This is a genomic window from Bacillus cereus group sp. MG4 (assembly GCF_040460055.1).
Taxonomy (GTDB): domain Bacteria; phylum Bacillota; class Bacilli; order Bacillales; family Bacillaceae_G; genus Bacillus_A; species Bacillus_A wiedmannii.
Map to the genome: position 1 here is coordinate 148,587 of NZ_JARVGZ010000001.1, position 13,737 is coordinate 162,323.

Here is a 13,737-nt window from a genome sequence, read left to right on the forward strand (position 1 = left end):
CCACCATCCTTTACTCAAAATATATTCAAAAAAAGAAGAGATATACAATAACTACTGTTGTATATCTCTTCTTATACTGTTAGTTAATAGTGGAGTTTGCTTTTTCTTGCTTCGTGAAATAATCTATAATGCCCATCGCACTAATTTCTATATCTAGATGTAAAATGTTATAAACGGAATGATCTGATGGAACGTTTAACTTTGTAAGGTGAGCAGAGATCTTATCCATTAATACAGTTTGTAAAGCTTTAGTCGCTTCATCGAAATCATTATATTTTTCAAAGACCTCTTTACCAGTATGAACGAAAATAGGTAACCAATGTTCAAGCTGGTTATATACTTCTGTAACATTGGATGATGCACCGTAATGACCGAAATAAATAGTATCTACATTCATACTTTGAATATGATTTTTAGAAGCAATCATCGCATCTGGTTGGAATTGTGAAGGGGACGTTGATGGTAAATATAGTTCTACACCAAGGTCTGCGAGTTCTCTATAATAAATTCCGATTGTATCGCCAGTAAAAATGCCGTTTGTTAATGAATCGTGAATGCTAATATGGTGCTTAGCATGTCCCGGTGTATCGTAAAATGTAAGTGTACGGCCTTCGGCAATTTTTAACGTATCACCATGTTGTACAATACGAACACGTTCTTTTTCTATAGGAAGAATTGGATCAAATAGTTTATCGAAATCTTCTTTGTATACAGCTTTTGCGCCTAAAATGAGTTTTGTTGGGTCAATCATATGACGAGCACCGCGAGAATGCACATATAAAGTAGCGTTTGGACACTTTTCCATCATTAAACCAGCAGCCCCGGCGTGATCTAAATGAACATGTGTAACGATAATGTTTTTTACATCGTATAAATCAATATGTAATTGTTGTAAGCCATCTAAAATATACGGAAGAGAAGGGGCTGCACAAGTTTCAATTAAAGTAATATCGTCACCTAATAAAACGTACGTACCAGTTCGTTCATTATGTTGTAAATCAAAATCATCAATAAGATATAGGTGTGAAGATAATTGCTCTACTTTTTTCATCGTTACCACTCCTTTGTTACTGTATGTTTCTATTATACGCTAAAATAGAAAAAGGCAGAAAACGAAAGCTCGTCTTCTGCCTTTTTAAAGTGTTGTTATTTCGTTTGTTCTCTATTTATAGACATAACGAACAGTCCAACTATGCCACCAACGATTGGAAGCATAATCTCTCCTGCTAAATTAAAGTAGGAGCTTAAAAATAAACGATTTACATCGATTACCCAGCCAGTAACATACAATAACATCATATATAGTACGAAATAAAACTCGCGATTTGAAATCGTTTCATGTTGTGCAGTTTTCATAATGAACACCATCCTTTTCTTTTATAATGGAATACAAACTGTCACATTTTGTTCACAATTCAATTGTAAAACTTTCCATCATAAAAGTCTAGTAGTCTGTGTCGAATTTTTGAACAGAAATAAAGCGTTATCATATTGGGGTGTAAGTACGTAATAAGAGCTGTATATTCATGAATGTAGTATAGTATAAACATAGAATGATAGTGAAGAGAGGGGCAAGGACAATGACAGTTTATGATTTTTCAGCTAAAACGATAACAGGAGAAGATAAATCGTTAAAAGATTACGAAGGAAAAGCACTTCTTATTGTAAATGTAGCTAGCAAATGTGGTTTTACACCGCAATATAAAGGATTACAAGAAGTATATGATAAATATAAAGACCAAGGACTAGAAATACTCGGTTTCCCTTGTAACCAATTCGGAGGACAAGAACCAGGTACAGAAGCAGATATTACTAGTTTTTGTGAGTTAAACTACGGTGTAAATTTCCCGATGTTTGCAAAGGTTGATGTGAAAGGTGATAAGGCTCATCCTCTGTATGCATACATGACAGAACAAGCACCAGGTTTACTCGGTATGAAAGCAGTGAAATGGAACTTTACTAAGTTTCTAATCGGAAAAGATGGGAAAGTAGTAGGGCGTTTTGCACCGCAGACGAAGCCGGTGGATTTAGAGGTTGAGATTGAGAAGGTACTTGGAGAATAACTAGAAGTTTCACTTTATTAAAAAACGCCTCAAAGAACAATGTAGTTCTTTGAGGCGTTTTCTTTCAACTCACATTATCGAGATTAAATCGCTGAATGGAAGTCATTTGATTTAGGCGGAGAGGCTGCTTTTTTCATAAGAATTTCCCATAAGTGTACGGATTTCTTCCATTCCGCTGCGGACTGTCCCTTTTGATACATAGCGTTCTCATAACTGAAAGTAAGTTGTTGCATATGAGCCGAGTTGTAAAGTGTATCAATGTGGAGAGCATATTCTCGGAATGTTTGACTTTCTCCTCGTCGTATACCAATTCTCGCAAATTGTTTTAAAAGTGCATCGTAAGCTTTTGTATAAACAGCATCGTCTTTTCGATATTTATAGAAAAGAATAATAAAAAATGTAATCCACTTCATTCTAGTGGTGAAGAGAATGTATCCTATAATACTAATCGGTATCGTAGAGATGAATACGTACCACCAAGAAAATCCATTTTTCGAATTTGGAATCTTTTTAGTAGAAGATTCCTCTGTATCTTCTATTAAACTTTTGAGCTTTGCTTCATTGTTTCTTTGGTGCATTTGCGTGTTTTGAGAATTAGTTTCTTCGCTATTTTGTAAAGTAGGAGCAGGAGTATTATTTGTAAAAGTATAGGGATTAGTAAATCCTTTTGTTGGTTCGAATGGAATCCATCCGTATCCTGGGAAATATACTTCGACCCAAGAGTGTGCGTTATCGTTCGCGATTTTATAAACATCCTCACCTTCTGCACCCACAAGTGTATTATCTAAAGTTCCTTCTGTATAACCTTTTACCCAACGAGCAGGAATCCCAGCAGAACGAAGTAACACAATCATAGATGTCGAAAAATTATTACAGTAGCCGCTTTTTGTATCGAAAAGGAATTGATCAACATAATCTTGGTTTTTGGTAGGGAACGAGACATTCATTGTTTCATATACGAAAGAATGGTCGGTGAAGTAGTTTTCAATAGCCAGTACTTTATCATATCGGTTGTCTTTATCATTTGTTAGATTAATAGCTAAGTCTCTTACTCGCTGCGGTAATGATTCGGGAAGTTGCGTGTACTTTGTCATAAAATAAGGACTTGTTTCATGACCTTCATTCGTGTTTACAGCTTTCAAGTTTTCTATGGAAAACTCCGGGATCTCATATGTTACTTTATATGAATTTAAAGTAGTAGAAGAGTCTCCATCCATCGTATAGATTTTTTCTGAAAAGGGGTCAACACTGTAGGATACATTAGAAGAAGCCTCGACAGATACTAATCCTGCTGGATAGGTAAGATGAGGATAACTTTTTTGCATGGTGATTGTTGCCTCAGTTGCCTCCGTTTTTGTATGTTGTTCGTACCAGCTCACGACGTCGTTTTTATTTTTAAAAGAAATCTTTTTTTGATTTTCAGAAACTTCCCAGCCTTTTCCTGTATAAAAATCTTTCGTTTCGACTCTCCAATATTGTTTGTTTTGCGTTTGTGCTGTGAAAACAATTGTCGGATCTGCCTTAAAAGGACCGCCTAATCGCGAGTCATCTAAACCATACCCAATTTTAGAAACTTCTTGCTTTTTACTAGCTTCGGATGTATTGAATTTTAAAAAATTCATTGGGTTTGGCCATTGAGGGCCAAATTTTGGAGCAAAGTATGCGATGGTTGCTGACAATACAATAAATATTGTAAGAGGTCTAAGTAATTTTGAGATTTCTCTAGCAAAATTTTGTAGGTGTTCCATCTCTTTTATTCGTTCTATGCGAAGAAGACTAAGCATAAAAAAGCCGATGACAAAAGTACGAATAATAGCGTAGTTTGCATTGTATAAATGTAAGTTATGAAAAATGGTGATATAAATAATAGTCAATATAAGAAATAACAACCCACGTTTTTTATGAATCATCCAAAAAGAGATGAAAGCACTCAAAAACCAAAAGGATAAAAAAAATAAAAGTGTTGGAAAAACTGGAGAAATATCTAGCAAATTCCCCTGAAATAACAAGGAGGAATTTCGAGAAATATCAGTGAAAAATTTCGTTAGCCAAGATGGATTTATAAAAGTATTTTTATAATATAGGAAATGAATGATGAATAAAACCGTGATGATCTTTATTGGAATTTGCCACTTTGTTTGAAAAAAAGAGAGAGTGAAGCAAATCCCTATAAATATTACGAAAACATCTAATCTACCTACGTTTGTAATACCTATGAGGGGCCTTAGCCATTCTAGTAAAAGTAGAAATGCGCATGCATGCATGAAAAATCTGTTCATATCCCATTGTATTTTTGTTTGTAATGTTATCATTTGCTCACCTCAAAAAATACGTTTGTAAAGCGGTTTTCATAAACCGTTTTTACAAATATTTTTCGTTTTTGTAGAGTTTCTAGAATACTGAGTTCTCGATGTGAGAGTTGATTTGCTTTTTCTTTTACGACAAACACCATTAATTTTCTATTTTTAATAGCAGCATAGTCAGCTGCCTTTTGAATATCGGGAGAGAGATCGCTTGTCACGAGTATAATTGTGACGGGCTCATAAATTTTTCTTAATTCCATTTCTACACTCTGAGAGAGCGGGAATACACTATCTGCTTGTACTTTCGCTAAATGACAAAAGATTTGATGCAACTGACTATCTCCATTGTCTAAAGGGAAAAAAGTTCGTTCTTTTCCGACAGATACGAATGACGCCGGTGAATTTTGCTTCAAGACAGACCTGACAATAGAGGCAGTAAATGTGACGACTGATTCGAATAGAGGGGACTCAGTTCTGTCCATGAATATCATAATATTATGGTTGCACTGTTGTTCAAACTCTTTCGTCATAATGTTGTTTGTTCGTGCAGTTGCTTTCCAATCAATCCATGAAAAGCGGTCACCAGGTTTATAGTCTCTCACACCGACAGAAATGGTAGAGTCTTTTACTAAATTTATATTTGCTGAAGGTGCTCCTTGTTCGAAATGATTTTCCATTTGTCGATATGTTATATCTACATACTGAGGATAGACTAAAAATGTATCTGGAACTGAAAAAGTTATTTCTTTCTCCATCATACCGAATAAATCACCAGTTTTGACACGTACGCTTGAAAAAGCGTGCTCTCCTCTAGGTATTGTGTCAATTGCATATTGAAACGAAATATTTCGTTTCAACCCTGGAAAAAGTATTACTTTATTCATCTTCGTTTGTTTACAATTTGTAAATTGTGATGGCAGCACATCTTCTATAATTAAATAAAGTAAGGGAAAAGGAAAACTTCTATTTATTGTAATCGTACTTAAAAATGGTTCTCCTGCTACATATTCTTCTTGATTTGTTGTCCGTTTTACCTCAGCGTTCCGTAAAGCATAGAAGGGAAGCAGTAGTGAATAAAGGCCAATAGGAATCATACTGTAAAACAAAAACCAACTTACAAATCCTCCTTGAAGCATAGCGTATACAAATGTTAAGACTAGGCATAACGGAATGAGTGATAACCTAGTAAAATGATAGAGTGCTCGTAATATCCGTTTCATCAAAGGTTCATCTTCCTTTGAGTAGGTACGGTAGTTCGCGCAACTATTTTTGCGATAACTTGTTCTCCTGTAATTCCTTCAAATTTTGCTTCCATCTTTAGAATGAGTCTGTGAGCTAACACGTAAGGAGCTAAAAATTTAACATCGTCTGGAATAACATAGTTTCTACCATGGATAAATGCATAAGCTTGTGAAGCTTTCATTAAAGCAATTGAGCCACGCGGACTTGCACCAAGCTGTATAGAACTATAAGAACGGGTCTGACTAACAAGCTTTACAATGTAATGCTTGATTGCTTTGTCCATGCTTATTTCCCGTACGCTCTGTTGTAAATAAAGTAATTCTTCTATTGTTGTAATAGCTTGTAAATGGGAGAGGGGATTTGTTTTTTCCATCCTGTTTAAAATTTCAAACTCTTCTTCTGGTGTAGGATATCCCATTTTTAGTTTCAATAAGAAACGGTCGAGCTGTGCTTCTGGTAAAGGATATGTTCCCTCATATTCGACCGGATTTTGTGTAGCCATTACAAAGAACGGTTTTGGTAACGGTCTTGTCATGCCATCTATTGTAATATTGCCTTCTTCCATACTTTCAAGTAAGGCAGATTGTGTTTTTGGAGATGTACGATTAATTTCATCAGCAAGTATAAAATTCCCCATGATTGGTCCAGGCTTGAACTCAAATTGGAGCTCTTTCGGATTATAAATAGAAACTCCAGTTACATCTGACGGCAGTAAATCAGGTGTAAATTGAATGCGCTTGTAATCAGCATCAATTGATTTAGAAAGAGCACGTACTAACATTGTTTTCCCAACGCCAGGCACATCTTCTAATATTACATGACCTTCAGCTAAGAGCGCTGTCAAAGCTAAGATCGTTTCTTTTCGTTTTCCGACCATTAACTTTTCAATATTGTTAATTATTTTTTCTATAATGGGATGTAATGAATCAAGCTGGTGCATCGTAATCCTCCTAATGTTATTATCGTTTGCTAATCTATTTAGTGGGAAATAGTATGTATCCATCTAATTGCGGGAATTAAAGATTTCATCTTTAATTCTAAGAATATTCAGATTATTTATTCTGATTACATCTAGTATAATTGTTTCCGTAACTAAGGGCAATATGGTAAATAATGATTTCTCGTTTTATGTGAAATACGTTTTGATATAGAATAGTATCGTCGGTAAAAGTAGAAGAGGGGAAGGACAGGAAAGATTGACCTCAATGAGCAAAATAAATAGCGTAGGAAACCCTACGCGTAAAGTTTGGAACATATATTAATACGCCTTGTGATTAAAATGTATATGAATAAAAAATAAAGTTGATTTCACATTAAGAGGCCAGCTATTTAAAGTATTACACTCCTTTATTTCTGGCCTTAGTAACTCTATTTACTTCTCTATTAATCTCATAAGCTCTATTAAGGTAATAAATTCTTATACTATCATTACTCTTGTCTTACTTAAATTATAGTAAAAGTAGATTATTATTAAACTTATCTATCCAATATTTCTCTGATGTAGGTATGAATTCAGTGAAATCTTCATATGTACCACTCCAATCTTTTGGTACATAGTTTTCATATGAGGCCGGTTCTGGAAACATTGAATATAGTATTTTATTATCAAAGTTAATTAATAAGACTGGACTATAATCTAATAGATCTTCTCCTGCATTTTTCATTTTAATATTTTCAAGTAATAAATGAGTTAATTCCTCTTTAGTTACGTTATATTTATTAATCCTTAGTAAAAATACTTTTGCATTTTCATTATTTAATACTTGTATTCCATTTCTTTCTCCTGGTTCCTCATTGTCTTCAATGCTTACACCTAAATTTTTATATGCATTATCTAATTTATTATAATCTAAAAACCATAGTTCTTTATCTGTTACATACCATCTAAACTCATTTTTATATATGACGGCTACTATAATGTTTTCTGCATAAAGCGGTTCTAATATCATAATATCCTCCTTTTATTATTATCTTAAAATCCTGCCATTCTGGTGTATTCTTCTCTTCATTCAATCCAAGTTGCTGACAATTCATATAGATTTCCTGGCGTTTTTTGTTCAACTATTTTCAGGATAGTTACCCTTAGTATGGTGGATTTAAAGTATTATATTTTCATTTGTTAATTCATCTAACGATTTAGGCATATCAAATTTAACTACTCCCAAATTACTTCCTCTATTATATAAGAAATTTTTTGCATATCTGTACTTCATCTTAACCTTTGCTAGAAGCAAGGAAGTAATTTAACAGTCAGTGAAGGATATGAACCCTCCACAATGATTAGATTTTCACTTTTTTATATTTTTTTCGGAATTTTTGACAATCTCTTGAACTGTGCGAAATGTCACATCTGTATTTTACAACCTCTCTTATAGTAAGGGTATGTAAGAGAGACGTATTAAAGGAGTGAACAGTATGAAGAAGAAACCTTCAGCACTAATGAGACGTTTAAAATATTTTTCGCCAATAGATCGTTATAACGATAATCACACACAAGAAACATATGAAGATCGCGAATGGGAGAATGTGTACAGAAAGCGTTGGCAACATGATAAAGTAATTCGTTCTACACATGGCGTGAACTGTACTGGTTCATGTAGTTGGAACATTTATGTGAAAGATGGAATTGTAACTTGGGAAGGGCAGGAGCTTAACTATCCAACAACAGGTCCAGATATGCCTGACTTTGAACCACGAGGATGTCCGCGTGGAGCGAGTTTTTCCTGGTACATTTATAGTCCACTTCGTGTGAAATATCCGTATGTACGTGGTGTTCTTTGGAGTATGTGGCAAGAAGAACTACAAAATAACGAATCACCACTAGATGCTTGGAAAAGCATTGTGGAAAACCCTGAAAAAGCACGAAAGTATAAGCAGGCACGTGGTAAAGGGGGATTCATTCGTGCGAATTGGGATGAAGTGTTACAACTCGTTTCAGCTTCATTATTATATACAGTAATGAAATACGGTCCAGACCGAAATGTTGGTTTTTCACCAATTCCAGCTATGTCGATGTTAAGTCATGCTGCAGGTAGCCGCTTTATGCAACTTATGGGCGGACCAATGCTTAGCTTCTATGATTGGTATGCAGATTTGCCACCAGCTTCTCCGCAAATTTGGGGTGATCAAACAGATGTACCAGAGAGTAGTGATTGGTATAACTCTGGATACATTATGACATGGGGTTCAAATGTACCGATGACGAGAACACCAGATGCTCACTTTTTAGCAGAGGTTCGATATAAAGGAACGAAAGTCGTTTCTGTCAGTCCTGACTTCGCTGAATCTACAAAGTTTGCGGATGATTGGATTAGTGTGAAACAAGGTACAGATGGTGCGCTTGCGATGGCAATGGGGCACGTAATCTTACAAGAATTTTACGTAGATAATCAAGTGGAATACTTCACAAAGTATGCGAAACAATATACTGATTTTCCTTTCTTCGTCACATTGAAACAAAAAGGGGATCAATTCGTTGCTGATCGTTTCTTAAATGCTTCTGATATTGGACGCGAAACGAAGTTAGGAGAATGGAAACCTGTACTTTGGAACGAGAATACGAACGATTTTGCAACACCTCACGGCACAATGGGGTCACGTTGGGATAATGAAAAGAAATGGAACTTACGTTTAGAAGATGAAGAAACAGGTGAAAAGATCGATCCACGTCTTTCTTTACTTGGAATGGAGGATAGTGTTCAAACTGTACAAATTCCGTACTTCTCTGATGATGGAAACAAAGTATTAGAACGTACAATTCCAGTGAAAAAGGTTATGACAGAAGAAGGCGAAGTGTTCGTTACAACTGTATACGACTTAACGTTAGCAAATTACGGTGTGAACCGAGGACTTGGCGGACAAGAGCCGAAAGACTTCAATGATGACGTACCGTTTACACCTGCATGGCAAGAGAAAATGACAGGAGTAAAACGTGAGCTTATTATTCAAATCGCTCGTGAGTTCGCACAAAATGCTGTTGATACGAATGGTCGCTCAATGATTATTGTCGGAGCAGGTATTAACCATTGGTTTAACTCTGATACGATTTATCGCGCCGTTTTAAATCTTGTTCTTCTTGTTGGGGCACAAGGTGTAAACGGCGGTGGTTGGGCGCATTACGTTGGTCAAGAAAAATTACGACCAGCGGAAGGATGGCAAACAATCGCGATGGCAAAAGATTGGCAAGGGCCACCAAAATTACAAAACGGTACATCTTTCTTCTATTTCGTAACAGATCAATGGCGCTATGAAGATACACCAGTGGGACATTTAGCATCACCAGTGGAAGGCAACTCTCGTTATCAACATCACGGTGATTACAACGTATTAGCGGCACGACTTGGCTGGTTGCCTTCGTATCCGACATTCGAGAAAAATGGGATTGAATTATATAAAGAAGCTGTTGCTGCTGGTGCAACAACGCAAGAAGAAATCGGAAAATACGTTGCACAAAAATTAAAAGATAAAGAACTGAAATTTGCGATTGAAGATCCTGATAATAAAAATAACTTCCCGCGCAACTTATTCGTATGGCGTGCGAACTTAATTTCAAGTTCTGGTAAAGGACACGAATATTTCTTAAAACATTTATTAGGTACGACAAACGGATTAATGAATGACGATAGTGATTCGTTACGACCCGAAGAAATTAAGTGGCATGAAGAAGCACCAGAAGGGAAGTTAGATTTACTCATTAATTTAGATTTCCGTATGGCTGGAACAGCGCTTTATTCTGATATCGTCTTACCTGCTTCAACTTGGTATGAAAAGCATGATTTAAGTAGTACAGATATGCATCCATTTGTACATCCATTTAATCCAGCAATCGGTTCACCGTGGGAAGCACGCTCTGACTGGGACACTTTCACTTCTCTTTCTAAAGCTGTGTCTGATTTAGCGAAGAAAATCGATCTTGAACCAATGAAAGAAGTTGTTGCAACACCACTTCTTCACGATACACCACAAGAATTAGCGCAACCACTTGGCAAAATTAAGGACTGGAGTAAAGGCGAGTGTGAACCGATCCCAGGTAAAACGATGCCACAAATTCATGTTGTCGAAAGGGATTATAAAACGATTTATGACAAAATGACTGCGCTAGGACCAAATGCCGGAAAACAACCGATTGGTACGAAAGGGATTTCTTGGTCTGCGGAAAAAGAATATGAGCAATTAAAGAGTCGATTAGGGGTCGTTCGAACGGATTCTATTGCGAAAGGTTGCCCTGACATAAAAGAAGCAATTAATGCTGCTGAAGCGGTATTAACACTTTCTTCTACAACAAACGGTCACATGGCTGTAAAAGCATGGGAAGCACTTGAAAAACAAACGGATTTAAAACTACGTGATTTAGCAGAAGAACGTGAAGAAGAATGCTTCACATTTGAACGAATTACAGCGCAGCCGAAAACAGTAATTACTTCTCCGGCATTTACAGGTTCAGAAAAAGGTGGACGACGTTATTCACCATTTACTACAAATGTGGAACGTCTCATTCCTTGGAGAACGATAACTGGTCGACAATCTTTCTATTTAGATCATGACATGATGAAAGAATTTGGTGAAACGATGGCAACATTTAAACCAATTCTGCAACATAAACCGTTTCGTAAATCACGGCCTGAAGTAGAAGGGAAAGAGATTACACTAAACTATTTAACACCGCATAATAAGTGGTCAATTCATAGTATGTACTTCGATTCATTACCGATGTTAACTCTGTTTAGAGGTGGTCCAACTGTTTGGATGAATAAAGAGGACGCTGCAGAAGCTGGTGTTGCAGATAATGATTGGATCGAGTGCTTTAACCGTAACGGTGTTGTTGTAGCACGTGCTGTCGTAACGCACCGTATACCGAGAGGGATGGCATTTATGCACCATGCACAAGATCGCCACATTAACGTGCCTGGTACGAAATTAACAAGCACCCGCGGGGGAACACATAATAGTCCAACCCGTATTCATGTTAAACCAACACATATGATTGGTGGATATGGCCAATTAAGCTATGGATTTAACTACTATGGTCCGACTGGGAATCAGCGTGACTTAAATGTTGTAATCCGTAAACTGAAGGAGGTAGATTGGCTTGAAGATTAAAGCACAAGTCGGAATGGTAATGAACCTAGATAAATGCATCGGCTGCCATACTTGTAGCGTAACATGCAAAAACACCTGGACAAATCGTCCAGGTGCTGAATATATGTACTTCAATAACGTAGAAACGAAACCCGGTATTGGTTATCCTAAGCAATGGGAAGATCAAGAGAAATATAAAGGCGGCTGGGAATTGAAAAATGGTGAAATTCAGCTGAAATCCGGTTCGAAAATGAAACGCCTTATGAATATTTTCCACAATCCAGATCAACCAACAATCGATGATTACTTTGAACCTTGGAACTATGATTATGAAACGTTAACAAATAGTCCGCAGCGTAAGCATCAACCAGTTGCTCGTCCGAAATCAGCAATTACAGGTGAATTTATTGACAAAATTGAATGGGGTCCAAACTGGGAAGATGATTTAGCTGGTGGACATATAACAGGATTGCAAGATCCGAACGTAAAGAAAATGGAAGAAGAAATTAAAACAGATTTTGAGAATGTCTTTATGATGTATTTACCACGCATATGCGAACATTGTATGAATCCATCTTGCGTATCATCTTGTCCATCTGGTGCGATGTATAAACGTGAAGAAGATGGGATTGTTCTTGTGGATCAAAACGCATGTCGGGCATGGAGATTCTGCGTATCATCTTGTCCATATAAAAAAGTGTACTTTAACTGGCAAACGAATAAAGCTGAGAAATGTACAATGTGTTTCCCGCGTATTGAAGCTGGTATGCCAACAATTTGTTCGGAAACATGTGTAGGACGTATCAGATATATTGGGGTAATGCTATATGATGCTGATAAAGTAAAAGAAGCAGCTTCTGTTGAAGATGAAAAAGATTTATATGAATCTCAGCTTACTGTTTTCCTAGATCCAAATGATCCTGAAGTAGCAGCTGAAGCGAAAAAACAAGGGATTCCTGAAGAATGGATTAAAGCGGCACAACAGTCGCCAATCTATAAAATGATTATCGATTGGAAAATTGCCCTACCTCTTCATCCAGAGTATCGTACAATGCCAATGGTTTGGTATATACCGCCGCTTAGCCCAATTATGAACATGGTGGAGGGGAAAGGAAGTAACTGGCAAGCAGAAGAGATTTTCCCTGCTATTGATAATATGCGTATTCCAATTCAATATTTAGCGAATTTACTCACTGCAGGAGATGAATCACATATTCGACTTACATTGAAAAAAATGGCTGTTATGCGAACACATATGAGAGCATTGCAAATTAATAAAGAACCAAATGAAGCTGTATTAAAAGAACTTGGCTTAACGAAACAGGATGTAGAAGATATGTATCGTCTTCTTGCCATCGCAAAATATAAAGATCGCTTTGTCATCCCAACGTCTCACCGTGAACAAGTTGCAGATTTATATAGTGAACAAGGAAGCTGTGGTTTATCATTCGCAGGTGGTCCAGGTTCTTGTATGACAATTTCTTAAATAAAGGGGGCAGAAAAATATGAAACAAAGTTTACAAACTGCTTTTTCATGTTCTTCATTCCTTCTTTCCTATCCGGAACTCGGGTGGAGAGAAGCTTTAACTGAATTGCAAGAAGAGATTGAAGCGATTGAACAGGAAGACGTTAAAGCATCACTTACAGCATTTATAAAACAAGCGCTAGATAAAACGAACGATCAATTAATTGATGTTTACGTATATACATTCGATTTTGGTAAAAAGACAAATATGTATCTTACTTATATGAACACCGGCGAACAAAGAGAAAGAGGTATTGAGTTATTAGAGTTAAAACAGCATTATAAAAAATCTGGTTTTGAAGTAACAGATAAAGAACTACCTGATTATTTACCGTTATTACTCGAGTTTTTTGCCAATGCAAATGAGCAAGACAGTGAAGAAATTATGAGTAAATACAAGGAAAACATACAAGCATTACACGTTCAGTTAAAAGAAGCAGATAGTATGTATGAACCAATCCTTGCGGCTGTTCTACTCGCTATTGATACATGGGGTGTACAGACAAATTAGAAAGGAGAGTTTTCA

The 13,737-nt window shown here is 36.4% G+C and carries 10 protein-coding genes; 4 read left to right on the plus strand and 6 right to left on the minus strand.

From position 1 onward, the window contains the following. Positions 1-79: 79 nt before the first annotated feature. On the minus strand, positions 80-1,051 hold the full coding sequence (locus tag QCI41_RS00850) for an MBL fold metallo-hydrolase (protein ID WP_353838688.1): 972 nt from the start codon (positions 1,049-1,051) through the stop codon (positions 80-82). Positions 1,052-1,146: 95 nt separating this feature from the next. Further along, positions 1,147-1,356 (minus strand): DUF3925 family protein, encoded by a 210-nt coding sequence (locus QCI41_RS00855; protein WP_353838687.1) that lies wholly within the window; start codon positions 1,354-1,356, stop codon positions 1,147-1,149. Between the two features lie 224 nt (positions 1,357-1,580). Between QCI41_RS00855 and bsaA the strand changes: the two genes are divergently transcribed. After that, on the plus strand, positions 1,581-2,063 hold the full coding sequence (gene bsaA, locus QCI41_RS00860) for a glutathione peroxidase (protein ID WP_353838686.1): 483 nt from the start codon (positions 1,581-1,583) through the stop codon (positions 2,061-2,063). A gap of 83 nt (positions 2,064-2,146) precedes the next feature. Here bsaA and QCI41_RS00865 read toward each other — a convergent pair whose 3' ends face one another. From QCI41_RS00865 to QCI41_RS00880, 4 genes are all read right to left on the minus strand, one after another. Beyond that, complete coding sequence (locus QCI41_RS00865) at positions 2,147-4,375, minus strand: transglutaminase TgpA family protein (protein ID WP_353838685.1); 2,229 nt, start codon at positions 4,373-4,375, stop codon at positions 2,147-2,149. Then, complete coding sequence (locus QCI41_RS00870; RefSeq protein ID WP_353838890.1) at positions 4,372-5,586, minus strand: DUF58 domain-containing protein; 1,215 nt, start codon at positions 5,584-5,586, stop codon at positions 4,372-4,374. The genes QCI41_RS00865 and QCI41_RS00870 overlap by 4 nt, the downstream gene beginning before the upstream one ends. Then, entirely contained in the window at positions 5,586-6,548 is a 963-nt protein-coding gene (locus QCI41_RS00875; protein WP_353838684.1) for an AAA family ATPase, read from the minus strand. Before QCI41_RS00875 ends, QCI41_RS00870 begins: the two co-directional genes overlap by 1 nt. A 508-nt stretch (positions 6,549-7,056) precedes the next feature. Beyond that, positions 7,057-7,557: a hypothetical protein gene (locus QCI41_RS00880; protein ID WP_353838683.1), complete on the minus strand. Its 501-nt coding sequence runs from the start codon at positions 7,555-7,557 to the stop codon at positions 7,057-7,059. A 466-nt stretch (positions 7,558-8,023) separates the two neighbouring features. Between QCI41_RS00880 and QCI41_RS00885 the strand changes: the two genes are divergently transcribed. The 3 genes from QCI41_RS00885 to narJ are packed head-to-tail and all read left to right on the plus strand — an operon-like array spanning position 8,024 to position 13,722. Continuing rightward, entirely contained in the window at positions 8,024-11,707 is a 3,684-nt protein-coding gene (locus tag QCI41_RS00885; RefSeq protein WP_353838682.1) for a nitrate reductase subunit alpha, read from the plus strand. Next, on the plus strand, positions 11,697-13,172 hold the full coding sequence (narH, locus tag QCI41_RS00890; RefSeq protein WP_242251724.1) for a nitrate reductase subunit beta: 1,476 nt from the start codon (positions 11,697-11,699) through the stop codon (positions 13,170-13,172). Before QCI41_RS00885 ends, narH begins: the two co-directional genes overlap by 11 nt. A 19-nt stretch (positions 13,173-13,191) precedes the next feature. Then, complete coding sequence (gene narJ / locus QCI41_RS00895) at positions 13,192-13,722, plus strand: nitrate reductase molybdenum cofactor assembly chaperone (protein ID WP_060488583.1); 531 nt, start codon at positions 13,192-13,194, stop codon at positions 13,720-13,722. Positions 13,723-13,737: the final 15 nt, after the last annotated feature.